This window comes from Sediminispirochaeta smaragdinae DSM 11293 (genome assembly GCF_000143985.1).
Taxonomy (GTDB): Bacteria; Spirochaetota; Spirochaetia; order DSM-16054; family Sediminispirochaetaceae; genus Sediminispirochaeta; species Sediminispirochaeta smaragdinae.
The window spans coordinates 649,251-670,830 of sequence record NC_014364.1 but is presented as its reverse complement, the minus strand read 5'-3'; the positions used below and the strand labels follow the sequence as shown (position 1 = coordinate 670,830).

The 21,580-nt window shown below is 47.1% G+C and carries 21 protein-coding genes; 15 read left to right on the top strand and 6 right to left on the bottom strand.

Annotated features, from left to right (window positions below):
• Positions 1 to 30 precede the first annotated feature (30 nt).
• Both SPIRS_RS03255 and SPIRS_RS03250 read left to right on the top strand, forming a co-directional pair.
• A complete protein-coding gene (locus SPIRS_RS03255; protein WP_171814753.1) occupies positions 31 to 912 on the top strand; it encodes a LysR family transcriptional regulator in 882 nt (293 codons plus the stop codon).
• Between the two features lie 65 nt (positions 913 to 977).
• Positions 978 to 1,688 carry a FecR family protein gene (locus SPIRS_RS03250; protein WP_013253247.1) on the top strand — a complete coding sequence of 237 codons (711 nt, stop codon included), beginning with the start codon at positions 978 to 980 and terminating at the stop codon, positions 1,686 to 1,688.
• A gap of 6 nt (positions 1,689 to 1,694) precedes the next feature.
• On the opposite strand, the gene vapC is transcribed toward SPIRS_RS03250, so the two are convergent.
• The 3 genes from vapC to SPIRS_RS03235 form a co-directional block, all read right to left on the bottom strand.
• A complete protein-coding gene (vapC, locus tag SPIRS_RS03245; RefSeq protein ID WP_013253246.1) occupies positions 1,695 to 2,102 on the bottom strand; it encodes a type II toxin-antitoxin system VapC family toxin in 408 nt (135 codons plus the stop codon).
• A complete protein-coding gene (locus tag SPIRS_RS03240; RefSeq protein ID WP_013253245.1) occupies positions 2,089 to 2,301 on the bottom strand; it encodes a type II toxin-antitoxin system VapB family antitoxin in 213 nt (70 codons plus the stop codon). The genes vapC and SPIRS_RS03240 overlap by 14 nt, the downstream gene beginning before the upstream one ends.
• Positions 2,302 to 2,402: 101 nt before the next feature.
• Positions 2,403 to 2,990: an NUDIX hydrolase gene (locus tag SPIRS_RS03235; protein WP_013253244.1), complete on the bottom strand. Its 588-nt coding sequence runs from the start codon at positions 2,988 to 2,990 to the stop codon at positions 2,403 to 2,405.
• A gap of 141 nt (positions 2,991 to 3,131) precedes the next feature.
• Here SPIRS_RS03235 and SPIRS_RS03230 point away from each other — a divergent pair, with 141 nt between their 5' ends.
• Positions 3,132 to 4,430: a glycosyltransferase gene (locus SPIRS_RS03230; RefSeq protein ID WP_013253243.1), complete on the top strand. Its 1,299-nt coding sequence runs from the start codon at positions 3,132 to 3,134 to the stop codon at positions 4,428 to 4,430.
• 18 nt (positions 4,431 to 4,448) lie between these two features.
• On the opposite strand, the gene SPIRS_RS03225 is transcribed toward SPIRS_RS03230, so the two are convergent.
• Complete coding sequence (locus SPIRS_RS03225) at positions 4,449 to 6,191, bottom strand: sugar phosphorylase (protein ID WP_013253242.1); 1,743 nt, start codon at positions 6,189 to 6,191, stop codon at positions 4,449 to 4,451.
• Positions 6,192 to 6,481: 290 nt separating this feature from the next.
• Between SPIRS_RS03225 and SPIRS_RS03220 the strand changes: the two genes are divergently transcribed.
• The 3 genes from SPIRS_RS03220 to SPIRS_RS03210 all read left to right on the top strand — a co-directional run bounded on the left by SPIRS_RS03220 (position 6,482) and on the right by SPIRS_RS03210 (position 9,586).
• Positions 6,482 to 7,795 (top strand): ABC transporter substrate-binding protein, encoded by a 1,314-nt coding sequence (locus SPIRS_RS03220; RefSeq protein WP_013253241.1) that lies wholly within the window; start codon positions 6,482 to 6,484, stop codon positions 7,793 to 7,795.
• Between the two features lie 85 nt (positions 7,796 to 7,880).
• The gene (locus tag SPIRS_RS03215; RefSeq protein WP_013253240.1) at positions 7,881 to 8,750 is read left to right on the top strand and encodes a carbohydrate ABC transporter permease; all 870 of its coding nucleotides are present in this window, start codon (positions 7,881 to 7,883) and stop codon (positions 8,748 to 8,750) included.
• Between the two features lie 14 nt (positions 8,751 to 8,764).
• Positions 8,765 to 9,586, top strand: a complete 822-nt coding sequence (locus SPIRS_RS03210) for a carbohydrate ABC transporter permease (protein WP_013253239.1) — start codon at positions 8,765 to 8,767, stop codon at positions 9,584 to 9,586.
• A 30-nt stretch (positions 9,587 to 9,616) separates the two neighbouring features.
• Here the strand turns inward: SPIRS_RS03210 and SPIRS_RS03205 are convergent, their stop codons facing one another.
• Complete coding sequence (locus SPIRS_RS03205) at positions 9,617 to 11,344, bottom strand: bifunctional metallophosphatase/5'-nucleotidase (RefSeq protein ID WP_013253238.1); 1,728 nt, start codon at positions 11,342 to 11,344, stop codon at positions 9,617 to 9,619.
• Positions 11,345 to 11,472: 128 nt separating this feature from the next.
• Here SPIRS_RS03205 and SPIRS_RS03200 point away from each other — a divergent pair, with 128 nt between their 5' ends.
• Positions 11,473 to 12,210, top strand: coding sequence for a GntR family transcriptional regulator (locus tag SPIRS_RS03200; protein WP_013253237.1), 738 nt, complete (start codon positions 11,473 to 11,475; stop codon positions 12,208 to 12,210).
• A 46-nt stretch (positions 12,211 to 12,256) separates the two neighbouring features.
• Here the strand turns inward: SPIRS_RS03200 and SPIRS_RS03195 are convergent, their stop codons facing one another.
• Positions 12,257 to 12,676, bottom strand: a complete 420-nt coding sequence (locus tag SPIRS_RS03195; protein ID WP_245537686.1) for a GNAT family N-acetyltransferase — start codon at positions 12,674 to 12,676, stop codon at positions 12,257 to 12,259.
• Positions 12,677 to 13,224: 548 nt separating this feature from the next.
• Here SPIRS_RS03195 and SPIRS_RS03190 point away from each other — a divergent pair.
• The 8 genes from SPIRS_RS03190 to SPIRS_RS03155 all read left to right on the top strand — a co-directional run bounded on the left by SPIRS_RS03190 (position 13,225) and on the right by SPIRS_RS03155 (position 21,574).
• The gene (locus SPIRS_RS03190) at positions 13,225 to 13,842 is read left to right on the top strand and encodes a carboxymuconolactone decarboxylase family protein (RefSeq protein WP_013253235.1); all 618 of its coding nucleotides are present in this window, start codon (positions 13,225 to 13,227) and stop codon (positions 13,840 to 13,842) included.
• 202 nt (positions 13,843 to 14,044) lie between these two features.
• A complete protein-coding gene (locus tag SPIRS_RS03185; RefSeq protein ID WP_013253234.1) occupies positions 14,045 to 15,394 on the top strand; it encodes an ABC transporter substrate-binding protein in 1,350 nt (449 codons plus the stop codon).
• Positions 15,395 to 15,423: 29 nt separating this feature from the next.
• Entirely contained in the window at positions 15,424 to 16,392 is a 969-nt protein-coding gene (locus tag SPIRS_RS03180; RefSeq protein WP_245537685.1) for a carbohydrate ABC transporter permease, read from the top strand.
• Between the two features lie 13 nt (positions 16,393 to 16,405).
• Positions 16,406 to 17,215 (top strand): carbohydrate ABC transporter permease, encoded by an 810-nt coding sequence (locus SPIRS_RS03175; RefSeq protein WP_013253232.1) that lies wholly within the window; start codon positions 16,406 to 16,408, stop codon positions 17,213 to 17,215.
• An 8-nt stretch (positions 17,216 to 17,223) separates the two neighbouring features.
• Positions 17,224 to 17,913: an MBL fold metallo-hydrolase gene (locus tag SPIRS_RS03170; protein WP_013253231.1), complete on the top strand. Its 690-nt coding sequence runs from the start codon at positions 17,224 to 17,226 to the stop codon at positions 17,911 to 17,913.
• A 12-nt stretch (positions 17,914 to 17,925) separates the two neighbouring features.
• Positions 17,926 to 18,453, top strand: a complete 528-nt coding sequence (locus SPIRS_RS03165; protein WP_013253230.1) for a response regulator — start codon at positions 17,926 to 17,928, stop codon at positions 18,451 to 18,453.
• A gap of 13 nt (positions 18,454 to 18,466) precedes the next feature.
• Complete coding sequence (locus SPIRS_RS03160; protein WP_245537684.1) at positions 18,467 to 19,954, top strand: sensor histidine kinase; 1,488 nt, start codon at positions 18,467 to 18,469, stop codon at positions 19,952 to 19,954.
• 69 nt (positions 19,955 to 20,023) lie between these two features.
• Entirely contained in the window at positions 20,024 to 21,574 is a 1,551-nt protein-coding gene (locus tag SPIRS_RS03155; protein WP_013253228.1) for a glycosyltransferase family protein, read from the top strand.
• The last annotated feature ends 6 nt before the right edge of the window (positions 21,575 to 21,580 follow it).

Genomic DNA, 21,580 nt, shown 5'->3' with positions numbered 1-21,580 from the left:
ATAACTAGAGGTTATACTAGTATGTACCATATGTTGCGGCAGTTCGTGGCGCTTGTTGAAACACATAGCTATACCAAAGCCAGCAAACGACTTTATATAAGTCAGCCGGCACTAAGTAAAAGCATAAAGTCACTTGAGAACTCTTTCGGCGGAAAACTCATAGAGAGAACACAAAACGGCTGTTATCCAACTCAGTACGGAAAAATACTCTACCGCCATGCCAAGGCCATCGAAAACGAAATGCAGCTGCTGGATACAGAAATGCGACAGGCAAGACTCAATATGGAAAATCATATAACAATTGCCTATGGAATATTATGGCAGATTATGTATAGTGCGGAAATTATTCTGCGGATAGAAGAATCAAGCAACAATGAAATTGTCATTACCGGCAAAAGCGGCCCCACAGAATTAATGATTGAAGAACTCCTCAAGGGACAATGTGATCTTTTTCTCGGTGAGATTCCAAACAATCTTCATACAAAGCTAACCGGTATCCCGCTCATAAAAAGCCGACATGCAATATTTGCTCATGAGGATCATCCGCTCCACCAGAATAGGGATCGCATCCGCCTTGATGACTTAAACAAATACAAGTGGATTATCTTTGGATCAAAAGAAGACCTTCCCGGCTATGAAATCCCTGATCAATTAATGAAAAATGTAGAGATCCAAACAATTCACGATACCAATAGTATGCTGACCGTCATAAAAATTCTGCAAAATAGTAAATCGCTGGTATTGCTACCGCAACAAGTAGGAAACCTATTAGAACATTACGGCATAAAAGAGCTCGAATGTCAGAGCCTGAAATTCAATAGCTTCCAATCAGGAATCATCTTCAGAACAGAAAACGAAGATCAAGACGATTTGAAAATGATCATTGACGTCATAAAAAATATCGTTGCCTGAAATGCAATAAATACTGCCAGTATGCAGTTTTGAATTTTCAATATCATAGTATTATACTATGAATTATGAAAACGACACATTTCGTACACGCGGTACCCCAGCCGCAGCTTTTGGAAATCATAGTAGCGATTGCAATGTTGATGCTCTTTACGGCTTTGCCCAGCACAGCCCTCCAGGCATCCCCCCGATCCCCCGCACTGGTTGCGGCCCAAATCGTGTGGATGCAAGAGCCTAGCGAGGTAAGCATCCGGGATGCAGCCGGCAACCCGATTCGCGTAGCGTTCGGGGTAATCCTCGAAAGCGGATCTACCGTGAAGACCCGAGACAGCGGTGCAGAGATCGTCCTTGTGCCAAACGGATCGGTAATCGTATTAGACAACAACACCACCTTCCGCATCGACAGCCTGCACGATGCCGATAGTAATCAGGTGGACAACGAAAACGTATTCTCCCTTATTGCAGGCAAACTTCGCTTGATAGCCGCAAAGATCACCGGATCGTCCTATTCGGTGCGTACCAAGACGGCTGTGGCAGGGGTCCGCGGTACGGATTTTTACAGGATGTATGCACCCGCTGCAGGACGAGATTGGCTGTGCGTCACCGAAGGATCGGTCCAATTCGATTCCCCCACGGGTGATCAAGGAGTGTTGGTGTCTGCCGGAGAATTCGTAGATTTGAATAAAGGCTTCAAGACGGCACAGGCAGATGAAGGGTGGTTGGAGAACAACCTTACCCTCGAGACCCTTCATCGGGCTGTTTTACCGCCACAACGGTGAGGGAGGTCATAGTTGTCGGAAGATTTTTAGCTCTTTGACAAGCGTGCTTATTCTGTCGAAATCAGCATCATTATGAAGGAGGAAGAGATTATTCTCGATCGCAGTCTCCACTATCAGCACATCGATTGTGCTCCGAACGGTTATCCCGTTCCGCCTGCATTGAAGATTGATCAATGCCGCCCGCTCATACGACTCTTTTCCGAATTGCAGGCCATAGAACGGTAATGTTTCCAGGTACCCTTTCAGGGTGCCAAACTCCTTCATCGTTTTTGCACCCTGCAGAACCTCCTGGTAGATAACATCGTTTATGCCGTATGGAATACCATGCTGAATAACCTTGTCAAAAATCAACGCCTGGCCGCTATCTGCCCCTTTGAGATAGTCGATAAGGACAGACGTATCAACCAGGATCATGAGTGCTTCTCATGGATTTATAGTCATACCCATCTGCAAACTCAATTTTTCCTTTCAGGTCCCGTAGATTCTTCATCTTTTTGGAACGGACGAATTCCCGCAAGGCCATCTCGATTAAATCCTTCTTTGTACGGATGTTCCCGGCGTATTTGAAAGCCTCCTCCACGAGACTATCATCCAGAACAATATTGGTTCGCATCTATACACCTCATAAGATGTATGTTAATACACATAGAGCCAGAAATCAAGTTTCATATTCCATGCACACTCCCCCCGCCTACCTTCTTCAGAGCCCGATTTCTATCGATCCAACCACTGCCGAAGGTAAGCCAGGGCGATCATCATAATGCCGTTGTTATACCGGCCCGATCCCATACAACGAACAACGTCCGAGGCCTTTTGGTAGTGAAGGGTAATCTCTTCATGCTCATCGAGGTCCTGGTCGCCGACCCGGTTAAGGCCGAGGGCAAGGAAGAACGAGACACGGTTGTTCATAAATGCGGGATTTGGACAGACCGAGCCAAGGGGCTCCAGCCGTTCCGGTTTAATGCCGGTCTCTTCCGAAAGCTCCCGCAAGGCCGCAGCCTTCGGCTCCTCTCCCTTTTCAACGGTCCCGGCAGGAAACTCGATGGTCACCGCATTAATACCGTGGCGGAATTGTTCGACCATGAGAAAGTCTCCGCGCAATGCCGTAAGATCCTCCAGGCTGCCGGTAAAGGGAATCACCGTGACCCAGTCGGGGGCATCGAGAAAGAAAAAGCGTCCCACCCGGCCGTCGGGGGCCTGTCGTTCTACCCGATTCACATCAAAAATACGGCAGGGAGCAATCAGCTCCCGCTTTGTTTCACTCCAGAGTAACTCGTCTCCGCTCCGTGTTTTTGTATTCATGAGAGTACTATATCCTTCTTTGCTCTTGACCGACAACGGGCAAGTGATAACACTTTATAATGTTCCGAATCCTGGTGGTGGGGTCACGCCATTTTACCACCAATATTCGTGACAGTAGAAACGAGCCACAAGGAGTATGCGATGAAAAAGCGGAGAATTGGTTTCATCTCTTTCAGAATTTCCGGCACCGACGGGGTTTCTCTTGAAACAAAAAAATGGGCCTCGGTATTTGAGGAGATGGGCCACGAAAGCTTTTTTATGGCGGGTCAGCTTGATACCGATCCCGAACGCTCTTTTCTAGTGGAAGAGGCGCACTTCCACCATCCCGAAATCACCACACTCTATGAACAGTGCTTTAGCAACCGGAAACGTCCCCAGGAACTTTCAACAGGCCTGCATCATTACCGCGAAATCCTTAAGACGAAGCTGCGTCAGTTCATCGACCGCTTTGACCTTGATCTCATTATCCCTCAGAATACCCTAACCATCCCCCTCAATATTTCCCTTGGTATGGCCATTACCGAAGTAATAGCGGAAACCGGTATTCCGACCATTGCCCATCACCACGATTTTTTCTGGGAACGCAAACGATTTCTTACAAACTGTGTGTGGGACTACCTGAACAGCTGCTACCCACCACACCTGCCGATGATCCAGCATGTGGTAATTAATAGTTCGGGACAGAACCAGCTTGCCCTGAGAACAGGTATTTCGAGCCACCTTATTCCTAATGTGATGGATTTCGAACATCCTCCCACGGAGCCCTTGGATGATTTTAATAAAGATGTGCGGAAGGTTTTCGGCATTGCCGATGATGAGCTCTTTGTCCTCCAACCGACCAGGGTAGTTCAGAGAAAGGGCATCGAGCATGCCATCGAATTGGTGGCTCGCATGCACAGGAAGGCGGTGCTGGTGATTAGTCATGCATCCGGTGATGAGGGCTACGAATACCAGAATCGGGTCCACAAATACGCAGAGCTTCTGGGTATCCGGGCCATCTTCGTCGATCATCAGATAGGCGACAAACGGGAGATTTCACCCTCGGGAGAGAAGACCTACACCCTCCAGGATGTCTATCCCCATGCCGACCTTGTCACCTATCCGAGCCTCCAGGAGGGATTCGGCAACGCCTTTCTTGAAACCATCTATTTCAGAAAGCCGATTCTGGTAAACAACTACTCGATCTACCGACACGATATCAAACCAAAAGGCTTCGATGTTATCGAAATGGACGACTTCATCACCGACAAGACCGTCGACTATACCGAACGAATCCTTTCAGACCCCGAACGTCTTCACAAGATGGTGGAGACCAACTACGCATTGGGGCTGAAGTATTACTCGTATGCCATCCTGCGGACAACATTTAGAAACCTACTCTCCGGCTTTTTCGGCGAAGAAGAAGCCAGAGAGCATACCGAAACAAACAGCGGCATCTGAAAACTGCTGGGCGACGGCCTAATTTCGTGGTCTGATCCAGCGGACACCGTAGGGTTCAAGCTGGAAGGTGAGATCTTTTCCGGTTCTCAGGGGAACCATACTCGAATCCTCTATCAGGTCGATAAAATCGGATGCAGGCTTACCACCGAGTACGATTGCGGGAAAGGTGGCTTCTTTGGCAACGGGAGCAAGGTTGACAAGGCAGACGACCCGTTCCTTTTTATCGGGACTGATACGTACAAGACCGAAAACGGCCCCTTCGGTAGGAAGAATTTCCATGCGCCCGGCAGGATCAAAGGCCGACGTACTAGCTCTGGCCTGGAGCATTGCCTTAAAGCCGCTGTAGATCCTGTTCCGCAAGGATCCCGCCTCGTTTATCGTCTCAAGAAGCGGATCAAGCTGCAATTTTTGCCGGTTGATGGTACGGTTCCGTCCGGTATCCTCAACCCCTTCTCTCCAGTTTTCGGACCCGACAAGCGAGTGATAGTAGATTCCCGGAACCCCTCGCAGGGCAAGCATGATCGACTGGCTGGCAAGGAATTTGCGCGCCCTGACGCTGTCGGGAAGCTCTTTTTCGGCAACGGCGTCGAGATAGGTGATATTCATTTCATAAGGGATCGATCCTTCCGGAGTGGCCTTGTAGCTGATCAGCCCGCCCCGTTTGAGGGTGGTGTTCACAAGACGATCGATCCGATCTTGGGGAAGGATTCCCCGGGCCGGCATCACCCCGATCCCGTCGTGGCTTGCCAGGAAATTGAAAAAGGTGGTCTTTGCCGAAAGCCCGGTCAAACCCGATGCCCATTTTCGCAATACCGCTGCATCTTCCTCTAAAAAAGCATCCAGGACCAGGGGAGGAAGCGGGAACTGATAGACCATGTGGGCCTCGTCGCTTCCATTGCCGAAGTAGCTGATATTCTCTTCGTGCGGAACGTTGGTCTCCGTCAGGACAACCACCCAGGGAGCGGCAACATCAAGAACCGCACGAAAAAGCTTTACCGCCGCATGGGTTTTTGGATGATGGATCGAAGGATGGCCGATCTCCTTCCAAAGATAGGCGATGGCATCGAGACGGATCACCTGTATCCCCTTTTCAATATGAAAAAGGAGGATACGTATCATCTCGAGCATGACTGCCGGATTGGCAAAGTTGAGATCCACCTGATCGGCTGAAAAGGTGGTCCAGACGTGACGAACTCCCTCTGATGTCTCAAAGGGAGTCAGCAGAGGATGCGTACGAGGGCGCACCACCATCGAGAGATCGTCATCCGGCGAGGCGGTAACGAAAAAGTCCCGGTAAAGTGGATCGCCTTCGAGAAAACGGCGGAACCACAGGCTCTTTGCAGAGCAGTGGTTGAGCACAAGATCGCTCATCAGCTTGAATGAAGCGCCGATTTCCGCAACATCCTTCCAATCGCCATAGTCGCCGTTGACCTGCTCGTAGTCGATGACCGAAAAACCATCATCCGAGGAGTAGGGGAAAAAAGGAAGGATGTGTATACCGGAAATGATACCGGTAAGTTTTCGGTCGGCAAACTCCCGCAATCCCTGAAGAGGAACGGTTCCGTCCCGGCGAAAGCTGTCGCCATAGGTGATGAGAAAGGCATCGGTTTCGTCAAGGGGAAGATCTCCTCTTCCCCGGTTTTCCGGGGGAATGAGGTGACTACGCCGCTCGGCGACAAGCGTCCCGATTTCTTCGGCAAGTTCCTCTGCCTGAGAGGCGCCATAGATTTCCGTCAATAATCGAACTATTACATCATTCATATACTAAATCTACGCTGCCTTGATGCCCTGCGCAAGGTAAAATGTTACTAGTGTTCGGAATCCTGGTGATAATCAGGCATTTGCACAGGTAAAATCCTTTCTTTTTCGCCGTCGGCCGCCTTTTTCCATGTTTCTAATCCTAAGTGACTATTTGAAAATGACTTGAGGGGCATATACCACCAATATTCCTGACAGTAAGAAATGGTTAGATAATCGTGAAACGATAAAAATCTTCTTGTCACATATTGTCTATACAACTATACTCGCATTATCTACAAAGGAGGTTTTGTATGAGACAAAACAGAATGATACTGTTGGCTGCTGTATCGCTTCTGATCTCCGGCGGCCTTTTGTTTGCCGGAGGCAATCAGGAAGCTCCCAAAGAAGGATCGACACCAGATAAAATCGAGATTACCTTTACCCACGTGTTCAGCGGGGCCCGCGGCGAGGTAATGAAGGGCATTGTCGATCGGTTCAACGCTTCCCAGGATCGGATTGTGGTAAGCCAGCGGGATGTTCCCGGCTGGTACGGAGGGCTGCTTGAACAGCTCCAGACCCTGGCTGTGGGCAAGCAGCTTCCCGAAGTGACCATCATGTCCCTGTCCGAGAGCACAACTATGAGGAGCCAGCTTGGTGCGGTATCGATGCAGCACTATATCGACCATGATGGGTACAATCTCGATCCCTTTATCCCGAGGATGCTCGACCTCGGCAGGGACGCGGCAACGGGAGAGCAGTTCGCCCTGCCCTTCGCCGTTAGCACACCCCTTATCTTCGTAAACCGCGATCTGCTTCGGGCAAAGGGCATCGATGCACCGGTACAGCCGGAAACCTGGGCCCAGATAAGGGAATGGGCAAAGACGGTCTCCGACCCTGCCGCGGGAATCAACGGTATCGGCTTCCAGCTCGATTTCGATACCTGGCAGTTTCAGATCCTCCTCGATTCTTTCGGCGGCCAGATGGCGGATGTGGCAACTCGAAAGGTCCTTTTTAATAAAGAAGCCGGTCAGCGCGTCATGGATTTTTGGCTCGGTATGATGCTCAAAGACGGAAGCTTTCCCAACATCACCGGATCGGAGGCTGCCGACAACTTCATCAACGGGAAACTCGGTATTATCGTGGCCACAACAGGCAACCTTCGAAGCTTTACCGAGAATGCACAATTCGATCTCGGTGTTTTAGAACTGCCCACGTGGGACGATCTGGAACGGAAGAATCCGAGAAGGATTGCCGGCGGAGGAAGCAATATCTTCATTCTTCCCTCCACTCCGGAAAAGCAGGAGGCCGCCTGGGAGTTTGTGAAGTTTGCCTTGAACGAAGAATCCATGAAAGCAATTACCGAAGGCATGGGCTATATGACCGCTCGTAAGGTGATGGCCGACCCCGATGGACCCATGGCCGACTACATGGCAAAGTATCCCGACTCCCTCAGGGCTTACGACATGATCGACGATCTCGTAAATTGGTACAACTGGCCCCGTCAGGGAGCTAGGATTACCCAGACGCTCCTTGATAATATCATTGCAGCCTTCAATGAACAGAAAAGCGGGAAAGAGGCACTCGACGACGCAGCCAATGCAACAATGCAAATCCTCGGCTGGTAGTAGACGCCCTTATTCCACATGACGACTTCTCCGGCCGACCCTACGTGTTCGGCCGGAAGCTTTTCTACACGTAAGGAAATTTGCAATGACCTATAAACGATGGGAACCCTATGCCTATATAGCGCCTGTCTTGGTGCTTTTTGCAGTTTTTTTCATCTTTCCCTTTTTCTATTCTCTTTTTATAAGCTTTAACGATTGGAACATCCTTACCGGAGACAAGACCTTCGTTGGCCTGAAGAATTACCGAACGCTGTTTGCTTCGAAGATTTTTGGTCTATCGATCAGAAACACCCTCCTCTACGTGTTCACCCAGATGCCGTGTTCGGTCATTCTTGGTTTCCTCTATGCGGTGCTTATTGAGAAAAGCGGCCGCGCGAAGGTTGTCTACCGGCTTCTTTTCTTTATTCCGGTGGTGATATCGGTTTCGGCGGCAAGCCTCTCCTTTTTGACCATCTTTAATACCATGCATGGGCCTTTGAATGCGTTTCTTAAACTATTCGGGATTACCGGACCAAACTGGCTCAACTCCCCGAAGAGCGCACTTCCTGCAATTATCATCATTGGGGTATGGCAATCCTTCGGATACAATGTGATCCTTTATATGTCAGGGCTAAAACAGATCGATGGTCAGCTTTACGAGGCGGCGGATCTTGACGGTGCATCGGCATTGAGAAAAACGATTTCGATAACCCTGCCGCTGCTCTCACCGGTAAGCTTTTTTGTTATAGTGATCACAACCCTCTCTTCCTTTCAGGTATTCGCGACGGTGCAGATCCTCACCAACGGGGGACCGAACAACGCATCAACGGTGTGGGTTTTCTATATCTGGCGGGAGGCTTTTCGTTACTTTGAAACATCCACCGCAAGCAGCGCAGCAACCTTGCTTTTTGTCTTCATGCTTGCTGCTACGTTCGTACTGGTTCGCCACTTTCAGAAAACCGTCTTTTATAAATAGGAAAGGAGATTGCGATGTACCATTCAAGATTTTCACGCCTTGTTCTTCATATTGTACTCGGATTAACCGCATGTATCGTCGTTTTTCCCTTTCTCTGGATGCTGACGGTTTCATTCTCAGAGCAAAGCAGCGTACTCAATCGCGTGCTGATCATCTTTCCCTCGACTTGGAATATCGAGGGGTATAAAGAGGTCTTTCGGCAAACCCCGTATTTCCGTTGGTTTCTCAACTCCTCCTTTATTACCATCCTTTTAACCACGTTACAGCTGGTCTTTGGTACCTTTGCGGCTTACGGTCTTTCGCGTTTCACCTTTCCCGGCAGGGAACTACTCTTCTTTCTCGTTCTCTGTACCATGATGATTCCGCCTCAGGCAATTATGCTTCCCTCCTACATGGTTATAACCTCTTTCGGATGGGTAAACTCGTACTGGGGGTTGGTGATGCCCAACATAGCAAAGGGGTATGTCATTTTCATGCTCAGACAGTTTTTCCTTCAAATCCCTCGGCAGCTTGACGAGGCGAGTCAGATCGACGGTTGCAACTCCCTGCAGACCCTTTATCACGTCTATCTGGTTTCCGCCCTTCCGGCGATTATATCCGTCACCTTGATTCAGTTTGTCAGGAACTGGAATGATTACTACTGGGCCCTCGTAGTGATTACGGAAAAGCTGAAGCTGACCCTTCCTGTGGCCATTGTCACCTTCCGGGACGAAACCCTGGTGCGCTGGGTGCCTACCATGGCCGCTGCGGTCCTGTCGGTTATTCCGGTGGTGCTACTCTACCTTTTCGGTCAGCGTTACTTTCTTGAAACAAATCTTGCCAGCGGGACGAAGTAGCGTATGGTGTTCGGCTTGCCGGACAATGCCTTAACCATTGTCTATGGCAAGCCGGCCGTCCATCGTAAAGCCACTGTCGGGGGAGACCCCATGTTCCCGGATATACGCCACAAGTTCATTTCGGACATAGAGCCCCGAATCGCTTCTTTTCATCTCCCGCAAGCTACAAAGCTCTTTTCCCGTTAAGGGAAGCGTATCCTCCCACACCTTGGCAAGACCCTGCGCAAAGTTGGGCATGGCAATGGCAAAATGCTCTTCGAGGCAAACATCCAGGTGACGACCGTTAATGGTGATCGCATCTGCAGTTCTGCTCTTACGATGAAGGCGATAGCGAAGCTCACGACTGAAATGGAGAAATCCCCGTTCCAGGTGCGGCTCATCCTCCCTGTCAAGCCTCAGGGCGTTTTCCCGGATAATGCGCTCGAGCGTCTTGCCGGTCAGCGTCAGAGAGACGATGGAATCGGCATAGGGCATGAGACGATACACATCGATGATGTTGACGCTATCCTTTCCTGCGGGGAAAAAGGTGATCATATTTGCCCCGTCGATGAGAAAAAGGTCCACGTGGTAGCCGTGATCCCTAAATCTTGTCGCCAGAGCATCGGTAATAAAGTTTGCAGTAGGATGTTCAAAGCTATCCCGCAAGCTCTCATGTCGCTGCCGATCATAATCGTCGGGAAGTCGCATGGCAGATAAGGGTTGACGTAAAGAGGGAAGGAAAACTCCGGGCTTCGATGTGGCAAATGCCTCATCAAATTCAGGGCTACCGTCCCTTGGCCCGGTAGGAAAAAGCTCGGCACGAACAAGGGTTTTCGTTTCACCGATGTGCATCTCTGCCCGGCCGAAGAAAAGGCCGTTATAACCTGCCTGAAGGATGGGAATTCCATGTACAAGATGCTTCGGTTCCATTCCGTGAATATTCAGCAGGTCATGGGTATGGCCACCTATGATGGCATCGAACTGCCTATGATCCAGTTGTTGGGCCAGCTCGTAATCACCCATGATTTTAACCGTGGCAAAGGTGGAGCCGAGGCGATAGCCGATATGGCTGAGGATCAATACCACATCACACACCCCAGCAAGCTTTGCATGCATGTCGCGCACCGATTCCAGAGGAGCGGCAATGGCAAACTCCGATCCATCCCGTGAACGTATCTGCCCCGGTGTTGTCAGACCGATAATACCGATGCGGAGTCCTTTGATAACGACCACCGCCGCGGGGAAAACCAGACCGTCGAGTTCTCCGTCATGGATGAGGTTTGCAGATAAAACAGGAAAGCAGGCATCCTGGGCAATCGCCTTTTCCAAGGTCTTGAGCCCCGCATCGAAATCATGATTTCCAAGCACCGTTGCATCGAGGCCAGATAGGGCATAGGCCGTGTAGGCGGGATGACAGATGAAATTCTCACCGTCGTAACCGGCGAGATGGTCCATGGGAGAGCCGACAGCATCATCACCACCTGACAAAAAAAGAACGCCGGTATCATCCCGTTTCTCAGCAGCCTGTCGCAGAGACGCTACTTCGGCAGCTATCTTTGAAAACACAGGGCGGCCGTTATCATCACAGGAAAAATCGTAAACAGAACAATGAAAATCATTAATATGAATAATATGAAGGGTAAAAGGATTATCCTTCAAATTTTCTCTGCGCTCGGGAAGTTGCAAAGCGTCCGCTTCACTAAAATTTCTGTCAACGGCGAAGACTCTTCGATCAGAGTATTTCGTTCCATCTTTTTTATCGTATTCTTTTATTCCCATAGCATAGTACCCTGTTGCCACGTGCTCCGAAACCGAGCAGACAAATTGTATAGACAACTATAGTAACCTGAGGAAATTTTATTGTCAACAAGAGGAGGAAACGATAAAATGAGGCCTGAGGTGATGTAGTGAAAATTGACCGAACTAGTCATGTACCGGTGTACTACCAAATTAAGGAAAGCATATTGGCGGAGATCTCAAGCGGAAGGCTGAAACCGGGTGATAAAATTCTTTCAGAACCCCAACTCAAGGATAAATTCGAAGTAAGCCGCATGACGGCACGCAATGCCGTTACCGAGTTGGTGAACGAAGGATATCTGGTACGCAAGCAAGGCTACGGTACCTATGTACAGAAACCAAGAATAGAGAATACCCAGGAGAAGTTTCACGGTTTCAAGGCTGACATGGAGGCAAAGGGGTTCACTGTTTCTTCCCGAATTCTGGAATCCAAACAAATACCCGCTCCCGATTTTGTCGCTTCGGCACTGGAACTGGAACAAGGGACAATGGTTTTCTGGCTCAAACGCCTTCGTTTTGCAAACAACGAACCCATTGTCATCCACGAAAGCTATATCCCCACCGAATGCTGCCCCGATCTTCTTAACCATGATTTCGAAAAAGGGTCGCTTTACACACTCTTTACCACCACATACAAGAAAATCATAGAAACAGCAGTGGAACACCTGGAAGCAACGGCCGCTGATGCCGAGACCGCGGCTCTTCTGGTAATTGAGAAAAAGGCCCCGATCCTATTCATCGACAGGACCTCGTATCTTAAAGAAAACATTCCTTTCGAATACAGCAGAAGCTGGTATCGGGGTGACAGATATATGTTCGATGTCACGTTACAGCGGCAGCAAGGGTGACCGGACCACCAGGATTCAGAACACTAATAGAATAGAAAAAGAGGCACTACTCGCGGTGAGGCTTTACCTTGGCGGTTTTCTTGTATAATTGAATATAGTCGACCTTTGTAAAACCAACCTTCTTGTAGAGCTGCAAGGCAACCTTGTTCGACTTTTCCACCTCCAGACGGATCAAGGCCACATCACCGCGATAATGCGCCTCGACAAAGGCCAGAAACTCCTTTCCCAAACCCTGCTTTTGATACTCCGGAAGGATGTAGACCTCTTCGATCAGGAGAACAAGGCCGCCAGCCTCGTTGGAATAGGTAAAGGAGAGTAAGGCATAGCCTACCACCTGCTGTTCCACCTCAAAGATGTAGGCATCAGCATAGGGGCTCCCGCCAATGATCACATCAAACGTCTTGTGGAAATGTGCATCGGGGATGTCATGCAACACGGCATCGGAGCGGTAGAACTGCCTCGACATGACAATATATGTATTTCGATCCTTGGCTTCAATCTTGCGTATTATGACATGACCTCTCAAATTGTTTGTACATCATCTTGCATAAAAAGTGTAGTGTTCCGAATCCTGGTGGTACGAATGCCCTTTCGCCGGGATAATACGTGCTTTTTTTCCACAGTATGGCTTTCATTATGGTATTGCCATACCAAATTTTTAAATTATATTATCGTTCAAAATGAAGAGGAATCTTTTTCCTCCTGTCATTGATAAAGTTTGTCAGGATTTTGCCCCAGAATTCTACATAGCGTATGGGTGCCCCGGAGGTCAGGATTTAAGAGCCTCCTCCGGGTACAGCTCTTTGCTTTTGTTTAACCTCTCGACATTAGCCCGATCAAGTGCTAAACCTTTTGTAGTGTTCCGAATCCTGGTGGTGTGCATGCCGTTTTACCGGTGAAATACTTGCTTTGTATACCGGTGCTTGCTTTTTTCAGAGTACAGCTTTTAGTTGGCTGCAGGAAAAGGAATTATGGCCCTCCAAGCACCAGGATTCGGAACAGTAGGAAATAAGGATGAAGCAGATGAAAGCAGAATCCCACAAACGTTCATTTCGGCACCGCTATGGCATTAGCGAACTTTTTTCGGCGAGTATAAAACTCTATCCGGCCATGTTTAATCTTATCCGCAACAAGAAAACCCAGATTATTTCCAACGATTTTCGGGAGCGGCTTATGCTGGCGGTTACCGAAGTGAATGGTTGTGCAATTTGTTCCTATGCGCATACGAAAATGGCGCTGGAACAGGGAATGTCGGAGCAAGAAATTCATGCGATGCTTTCTGCCAGCAATGAATTTGTCCCCGAAAGCGAAAGCAAGGCAATTTTCTTTGCCCAACACTATGCCGACAGTTTGGGGAAGCCTGATTCCGAGGCCTATCAGGTGATTCTCCGTAGCTATGGAAAAAAGAAAAGCACTATGATTCTTTCTGCGATCAGTTTGATGATGTACGGCAATATCTGCGGGCTGCCACTGAGTGCTTTCATTTCGCGGCTCCGAGGCAAGAAATATGCTAATAGCACGCTTGTATATGAAATTGTTATGCTCCTATCCATTATTCCGATAAGCCTCATTGCCGCAATACCGGCGTTGATCAATCCAGTGCTCAAACGCCACATGCAACAGACCCTATAATCGAAGAACACAACAATGCATCAATATGCCCCTCTCAGGAAATACCGATAGTATCATACGTCCCTCCGTTTTCCGATTATGTAGCGAGAACAATTCGATATAGAGCTGTGCTGTTTTTTAGATATTCTTGCCAGTTATCTAAGTTGTGCGCTGAAAAAAGCTCGCTTACCATCAAAGAAATAACAATTAGGAAGGAGTGTTTATGAAACGTTCAACAAGAAACATGCTTGCTGCCCTTATTGTGATGATTGCTTCGGCCGGCATGATTTGGGCAGGAGGGGATCAAGAGAATTCGGGAACGGCAAAATCCTCAAATGGCGAAGACGACGTCATTGTCCTGCAAATGTTTTACCCGGTGCAGGTTGGAGGGCCGCTAACAAAACTTATTGAAAAGTTGGCATCTGATTTTCATAGTGTCAACCCCACCATCGTTGTCGAACCAATATATACAGGGAATTACGACGATACTGTCGTAAAAATCCAGACGGCAATTCAGGGAAACACTCCTCCGGATTTATTCTTGAGCTTGGCAACACAGCGCTTTTCTTTGGTTTCCTCCGATTCAATTATCCCCCTCGATGATCTTATTGCCATGGACGGTGGAGATGAATACATAAATGATTTTTTACCGGGATTTATGGAAGACTCATTTGTGGATGGGAAAATCTGGAGCATTCCGTTTCAAAGAAGTACACAAATTATCTATTACAACAAGGACGCCTTTAAGGAGGCCGGACTTGACCCGGAAACACCACCCAAAAACTGGGACGAACTTGTTGCATATTCTCAAAAGCTCGTAAAGAAAGATGCTGCAGGAAATGTCATTCGCTGGGGGGTTGGGCTTGCCCAGCAGTCGGGGTCGGCACAATGGCAATTCGGTGGATTCTGTCTGGAAAACAGTAAAAACGGCGAAAACCTTATGTCAGACGATGGAAAGAAGGTTTTTTTCAATACTCCTGAAAATATTGAAGCGTTACAGTTTCAAATTGATCTTCAGCAAAAGTATGAAGTGATGCCCAAAGGAATCGTACAATGGACTGACCTGCCGGGGGCCTTTATTGAAGGCAAATATGGAATTATTTACCATACAACAGGAAACTTGGCGAACATTTCAAAGAATGCAACCTTTGATTTCGGAACAGGTTTCATGCCGGGGAACAAACGCTATGGGGCTCCAACCGGTGGTGGAAATTTCTACATCACCAAAGGGATTTCGAGAGAACGTCAGGAAGCTGCATGGAAATTCATTCGTTTTGCAACCTCTCCTGAACGACTGGCGCAGTGGAACATCGATACCGGTTACGTAGCACCACGGGCATCATCCTTTGAAACCTCCATCATGAAAAATTACTACGGCGAGCTTCCTCAGGCGGAAGTTGCGAAAGAGCAGCTCAAATATGCAAAGCCGGAGTTGACAACATACGACTCTGCAAGGATCTGGAGAATCTTCAACGACAATTATCAAGCCGCGATCATTGGTGATCTTACGGCTAAAGAGGCCCTGGATAAAGCCCAGGCAGAAGCTAGTCAAGTGCTAAAGCGATTCCAGTAGAAATTCTTTATTTTGAAAAATACGGCTGTATGAATATGGCCGTATTTTCTGTTTATAGCTTTCCGAAAAAGGACCAACTGGTGAAAAATAGAGCCCTCACATCACAACAAACAAAAAAAAGGAAACAAAGTTGGAAACGCGACGGGATAGCATGTTTGTTACTTGCGCCCTCTTTAATCTTCCTCACGATGTTTACACTTATTCCTATTGTAAAAAGCTTTTATCTTAGCCTGATGGACCTTCAATTAGGCATGAAGAAACCTGTTTTTATTGGTTTGGACAACTATACATATTTGTTTTCCGATCCTCTGTTTTGGAAGGTGATGGGAAACACCGTGCTCTTTTCATTACTGACTGTTATCCCAAGCATGGTGCTGGGTCTGGCTCTCGCTCTCTTATTAAATATGCGGCACAAATTAACAGGTCTCTTTCGTGTTTCTTTTTTTTCTCCCGTGGTTATGCCCATGATTGCCGTTGCTAGTATCTGGATGTTTATTTACATGCCGGATGCCGGTCTTCTCGATCAGTTACTCAAATCATTCGGACTCCCCGGACAAATTTTCTTACAGAGGTCGGATACCGTTCTTCCCGCGCTCTCTGTCGTCTACAATTGGAAAGAAGCTGGATTTCTCATGATCTTCTTCTTGTCCGGTTTACAGAATATCTCAACGGAGATGTACGAGGCGGCAAGAATAGACGGAGCACGGAAGTTCACTATATTCTGGAAATTGACGTTTCCACTACTCATGCCAACAACAATTTTCGTATCAACAATAGCGCTCACAGACTCTTTTAAACTTGTTGACCATATTGCGATGATGACAGAAGGAATGCCCAACAACTCCAGTACGACTCTTCTGTATTTCATTTATCAAAACGGCTTTACCTACTTCAATCAAGGAATTGCATCAACACTTACGGTCATACTATTGATCATCATGCTTATTGCAGCATCACTTCAATTTTTCACTGCGGACAGCCGGATACACTACAATTAAGGAGAGTCCTTCCATGCAGCTTAAACGTATAGTATTTTTCATATTGGCATCGGCATTCGCACTCTTATGGCTTATTCCCCTGATCTGGCTAATCGTTACCACCTTTACCGAACCATCATATTATATGTCCATCATCCCCAAAACTCCCTTTTCATTGCAGAATATTATCTACATTCTATCTGCTGCACCTTTCGGCAGATATTATGCAAATACCATTATGATTGTTGCAGGTATTTTTTGCGTGCAGTGTATAACGGTGACCCTTGCGGCCTTTGCCCTCAGTGTCATGAATTTCAGGTTTGAAAAACTTGTCTTTTTTCTTATCTTTGTACAGATCATCATTCCAAATGATGTACTTATCATGCCGAACTATTCAACAATATCTTCATTGGGACTCATCGATACAAAGCTGGCTATCATGATTCCTTTTTACTGCAGCGCCTTCGGCATACTGCTTCTTCGTCAAAGCTTCAAAACCATACCAATCGCTCTGTCCGATGCTTCAAAAATCGATGGATGTAATCTCATGCAGACCATCTGGAAGGTGTATGTACCATGCGCAAAACCAGCCTACGTCTCTTTCGGCCTTGTCTCTATCAGCTACCACTGGAATAATTATCTTTGGCCGGTGATCGTTACAAACTCCGTCAACAACAGACCACTCACTGTAGGGCTGGCTATTTTTGCAAAATCAAAAGAGGCGGTAATGCAGTGGTCGAATGTCTGTGCAGCAACATTCATTATCATCTTTCCGTTGCTTACGGCATTTTTATTTTTCCAAAAGCAGTTTATCAATAGCTTTGTAAGCTCTGGAATTAAATAGAGGGACCTATGAAATTAAAGTTTTTCGGTTACGGTAGCGGATACAATCCCAAATGGGGGAATACAAACGCATATTTTCTAGACCATGACACCTTTTATCTCTTGGATTGCGGCTTTACCACATTCTCCCGGATTATCGATCTACAACCGTTTCTTGAAGCAAAAAAGCTGATTATTATCATTACGCATCTTCATGCTGATCACATCGGCAGCCTGCCGATGCTCATTTCATATGCTTATAACAAACTGCGTATGAAGCCGCTTCTGATCTTTCCCCGGCACACTGTTCGCAGCCTTTTGACATTGACCGGTATTCCGAGTGATGAGTACGACCTGGTTCCCTCGCTTACCGAACCCAATCCCATACAAGCCTTTCCCCAGAAAGTAGTGCACTCGCCTCATATAGATAGCTATGGCTACATCATACATGCCGGAGAAGAGACTATGTATTTCAGCGGAGACGCTGCTACAATACCAGATACCGTGATAGAAAAGTTCTTTTCCGGAACGGTCGGCACAATCTATCAAGATGTTACCGAAGCCTATGGAGACAACCCCTCGCATGGAACACTTGAAAGGTTGAACGCTATATTTCCGAGAGCAGTAAGGAACCGTATCGTTTGTATGCATCTGGAAAGTGATTTTATCGATCTAATCAAACGTCACGGATATCGATTTGCAGAGACGGAAGGAGTGTAAATAGGTTTCCACATGTTCAAAGTAGTAATTGCCGACGACGAATACTATATTCTGCGCGAATTCGAGCATATCATTGATTGGGCAGCATATGGCTGCTCAATCGTCGGCTTAGCAAAAAACGGATCTGATGCAAAAGATCTCTTTATCAAACATAATGCACACATTCTCATTACCGATATCAAGATGCCGATTATAGACGGATTACAGCTCATAAAAGAACTCAGCGATATCGAACGGCATATTGAGTTTATTCTCATTTCCGGATTCAGTGATTTCTCTTTTGCGCTCACAGCAATAAAATATGGGGTATCGGACTACCTCTTAAAGCCTATCATTCCTGAAGAACTACAAAGCGCACTTATAAAAATCATAGGAAGGTTCAAGCAATTCGATTTTCACGAATCTCCAAATAGAAAACTTCAGTTACAATCTAATTGTAATCGATTTATAAAAAAAGCCTACGAATATGTTGAAAACCATTACCAAAATCCAATAAGCCTTCATGAAGTGGCTGAGTATTTAGGTATCAGTCATAGCTAAACGAATTGAATCAATGATGAATGAATATCTGCATCTTGCCTATGATTTTGCGGCCAGTGACGAAGTCCAAACCTTTTTTGGAGAACCGAGAGAAAGCAAACATGGTATATTCACAAGCGAAGTTCTCCAGCAGTATCTGCTTTATAAAAAAGGAGCAGAGGAGCTCCATTTTATTAGTCGTTCTGCAGAAAATAACATTTCGACAGGTTACATCCCCAATCTTTATCTGTATAAGAACTGGGGAATTCTTTACAATCTATCGACAAGCCTTAATGACCATCTCTTTTTCAGTTCGATCTACAGAGGCTTATCCGGTGATACAATCTGTCTCTCGGTTGCCGTCAAAGTCTTTAATAACGTGCACCAAGTCATCGGCTATATCATCATTGATGTATATCGCAATAAACTACAAAGCCTCATCGAACAAGGAAAAAGTGTTCAATCAAGTATAAACATAACAAACAAGAAAAACTTCATTATCTACAGTGGGGTAAGATATGATGAAGGCAAAAAATATATACCCGTTGATCAAAATGATTTTACCTATAGTTTTTCTCATTCCGTACTAGAGAATTCCTTTATCTTGAACTACGAAGTACAAAATAGCTTCTTACTGGAAGTGAAAGAAAAATTCCGAGAAAAAATATCCTGGCTTGTTATTGTCAGCATTATTATCAGCATGATAACGGCTTTGATTATTTCTTCCGGTTTACGGAAGCCAATCAACAAGCTTATAGCGACAATGAAAATCGTGGGAGAAGGTAATCTTGAAGCGCAAATCGACCTCAAAAAGAGAGACGACCTTCATGAACTTCAGGATGAATTTAATAAATTCGTAAGACAACTCAAGCGACTTCAGGATGAAAACATGGAAAATGAACGATTACTGCATCAAGCCCAGATAGCCTTTCTGCAAGCACAAATAAAACCTCACTTTCTCTACAATATGCTGGCGACAATAAAGGGGATGGTATCCTACAGTTCTCCCGAAGAAGTTAAGACAGCCATTATAACGCTTAGTAGACTCCTACGAAATTCTTTCGATTTCTCTGAAGAGTTACGACCTTTGAAGGATCATTTGGAAATTATACGATGCTATGTTGATATGCAAAATTTCAGATTTCCGAACAAATTCCAGCTCCTTATCAATGCGGATCAGAAAAGCCTTTCATGTAGAATGCCTCCACTTTTATTGCAGCCTATTGTCGAGAATTCGATTATTCACGGTTTTTCCGACAAGGAAGAAGCGTGTACGATATATATCCAAACAGAAATGCATGACGGCTATCTATTCATTACCATTAAAGACAATGGTACAGGTATACCGAATCGATTGCTGCGGGAGATAGAAAGAGACAAAACAAACGCCGCATATCCTCACATCGGTCTAACAAACGTCATCAAACGCATAAAATTTTTCTACGATGACTCTTGCTTCGTGAACATTGAAAGCCACAAAGGTATAGGAACAACGGTGACGTTTAAACTCTATGCATTATAGAGCGACTGACGATAATAGAGAGATGGAAACGGTAGCATCGACGCCTGGGATGCGCTACACTTCTTTTCCATGAAGATTGCCATTGTACATCACCATTTCAGACCCGGAGGTGTGACAAAGGTCGCCATCTCCGGGGCCAAGGCATTGCTGGACCAGTGTCAGGCTATTGAATCGATACAACTTGTTTCGGGAAGCGACGATAATCTGGATGCCATCGATCTCAGGACCATGCACCTTCCGCTTTTCGATTATCATTCCGATATAGTGGGCACCAACGGGCTTTCGTCAGAAGCCATTTGCCGGCTCCTTGAAGAACATCTGTCGGACCATCTGCTGTGGGTTCACAACTATCAGCTTGGCAAGAACGGCTATTTCACCCAGGGGGTCCTGGATTATGCCCGCCGCCATCCCGATCGGCCGGTCATGCTCCAGATTCACGACTTCCCCGAATGCGGCAGGCACAATAACCTTGACGAGTTGTACGCCACCATGAACGATGCAATCTACCCGGATTTGCCGAATGTTCTGTACCTGACCATCAACGAGCGGGATCGCAAGCTGCTCATATCGTGCGGGATCTCTTCCGAAAGGGTTGCCCTACTGAATAATCCGGTGTCGGATGGTCATGCCGGTTCCCTTGACTTTGATCGGGAAAGGATTAGAAAGCGTGTTGCCGAAGGATTGCCGGAAACCGCAGGAAAGATCGACCATTCCGCTCCCTTTTTCCTTTACCCCGTTAGGACGATCCGGCGAAAAAACGTGCTGGAGGCGGCTCTCCTTGCCCGACTTGTCGAGGGAGGTGCTAATCTTCTTGTTACCCTGCCCGGGACCAGCGAAGCAGAACAGGAGTATTCGCACGTTGTTCGGTCGCTCTTTGCCGACGGTACGATAACGGGAGCCTTCGGCCTTGGGGCAGGGATAGATGCAGCCGGCATTGGGTTTGAAGAGCTTGCCCGCTCCTGCGACCTTGTGGTCTCTTCTTCCGTACAGGAAGGTTTCGGCTATTTTTTTGTGGATGCCCTGCGGTGGGGTGTCCCGTTGTTTGCACGACGATTGGATATCCTCGGAGGAATCGAACCGCTTTTTGAGGGCTACCCCCACTATCTTTATTCCTCGTTCTGGATACCGGTACATCATGAGGAAAGAAAGAGGCTTTCAGAACGCTACAGTCGGCGGATGAATGAGCTTTCCGCCTACCTGAATGAGGAAGCCCGCTCACTCCTTCAGAAACGTATTCAGAAGATGCTTAACAACGAACTAATCGATTTTTCATATCTTGATGCCGGATCTCAGGCGGAATTCTTACGATCCATGGATGACCGAGGACTTCTTCGGGAGCTTCGATCGGTGAATGCCGATATGCTTTCCCAGGCGGCACTTTTGATCGGAGAACGCCCGACACCTCCTACAGAAACCATACGAAAACACTTCGGCAATGATCACTTCGCAAGACGCGCTGAGGAGCTGATTAAGCAGGTTATGAGAGGTTCTTCTCTCCAAATAGGGGAGATAAGAAGTAACAAGATACCACCGCGAGAGGACCCTGTCCATCGCAGGCTTTTACAAGGCTTTGCAACACCTGAATATTTGCGCCTGTTGTACGAGACGCCTTCTTCTTGAAGTCGA

Bases quoted from the DNA above. Each gene is read 5' to 3' on its own strand.
- SPIRS_RS03255 (WP_171814753.1), top strand. From the start codon at position 31: ATGTTGCGGCAGTTCGTGGCGCTTGTTGAAACACATAGCTATACCAAA.
- SPIRS_RS03250 (WP_013253247.1), top strand. From the start codon at position 978: ATGAAAACGACACATTTCGTACACGCGGTACCCCAGCCGCAGCTTTTG.
- vapC (WP_013253246.1), bottom strand. From the start codon at position 2,102: ATGATCCTGGTTGATACGTCTGTCCTTATCGACTATCTCAAAGGGGCA.
- SPIRS_RS03240 (WP_013253245.1), bottom strand. From the start codon at position 2,301: ATGCGAACCAATATTGTTCTGGATGATAGTCTCGTGGAGGAGGCTTTC.
- SPIRS_RS03235 (WP_013253244.1), bottom strand. From the start codon at position 2,990: ATGAATACAAAAACACGGAGCGGAGACGAGTTACTCTGGAGTGAAACA.
- SPIRS_RS03230 (WP_013253243.1), top strand. From the start codon at position 3,132: ATGAAAAAGCGGAGAATTGGTTTCATCTCTTTCAGAATTTCCGGCACC.
- SPIRS_RS03225 (WP_013253242.1), bottom strand. From the start codon at position 6,191: ATGAATGATGTAATAGTTCGATTATTGACGGAAATCTATGGCGCCTCT.
- SPIRS_RS03220 (WP_013253241.1), top strand. From the start codon at position 6,482: ATGAGACAAAACAGAATGATACTGTTGGCTGCTGTATCGCTTCTGATC.
- SPIRS_RS03215 (WP_013253240.1), top strand. From the start codon at position 7,881: ATGACCTATAAACGATGGGAACCCTATGCCTATATAGCGCCTGTCTTG.
- SPIRS_RS03210 (WP_013253239.1), top strand. From the start codon at position 8,765: ATGTACCATTCAAGATTTTCACGCCTTGTTCTTCATATTGTACTCGGA.
- SPIRS_RS03205 (WP_013253238.1), bottom strand. From the start codon at position 11,344: ATGGGAATAAAAGAATACGATAAAAAAGATGGAACGAAATACTCTGAT.
- SPIRS_RS03195 (WP_245537686.1), bottom strand. From the start codon at position 12,676: ATGTCGAGGCAGTTCTACCGCTCCGATGCCGTGTTGCATGACATCCCC.
- SPIRS_RS03190 (WP_013253235.1), top strand. From the start codon at position 13,225: ATGAAGCAGATGAAAGCAGAATCCCACAAACGTTCATTTCGGCACCGC.
- SPIRS_RS03185 (WP_013253234.1), top strand. From the start codon at position 14,045: ATGAAACGTTCAACAAGAAACATGCTTGCTGCCCTTATTGTGATGATT.
- SPIRS_RS03180 (WP_245537685.1), top strand. From the start codon at position 15,424: ATGAATATGGCCGTATTTTCTGTTTATAGCTTTCCGAAAAAGGACCAA.
- SPIRS_RS03175 (WP_013253232.1), top strand. From the start codon at position 16,406: ATGCAGCTTAAACGTATAGTATTTTTCATATTGGCATCGGCATTCGCA.
- SPIRS_RS03170 (WP_013253231.1), top strand. From the start codon at position 17,224: ATGAAATTAAAGTTTTTCGGTTACGGTAGCGGATACAATCCCAAATGG.
- SPIRS_RS03165 (WP_013253230.1), top strand. From the start codon at position 17,926: ATGTTCAAAGTAGTAATTGCCGACGACGAATACTATATTCTGCGCGAA.
- SPIRS_RS03160 (WP_245537684.1), top strand. From the start codon at position 18,467: ATGATGAATGAATATCTGCATCTTGCCTATGATTTTGCGGCCAGTGAC.
- SPIRS_RS03155 (WP_013253228.1), top strand. From the start codon at position 20,024: ATGAAGATTGCCATTGTACATCACCATTTCAGACCCGGAGGTGTGACA.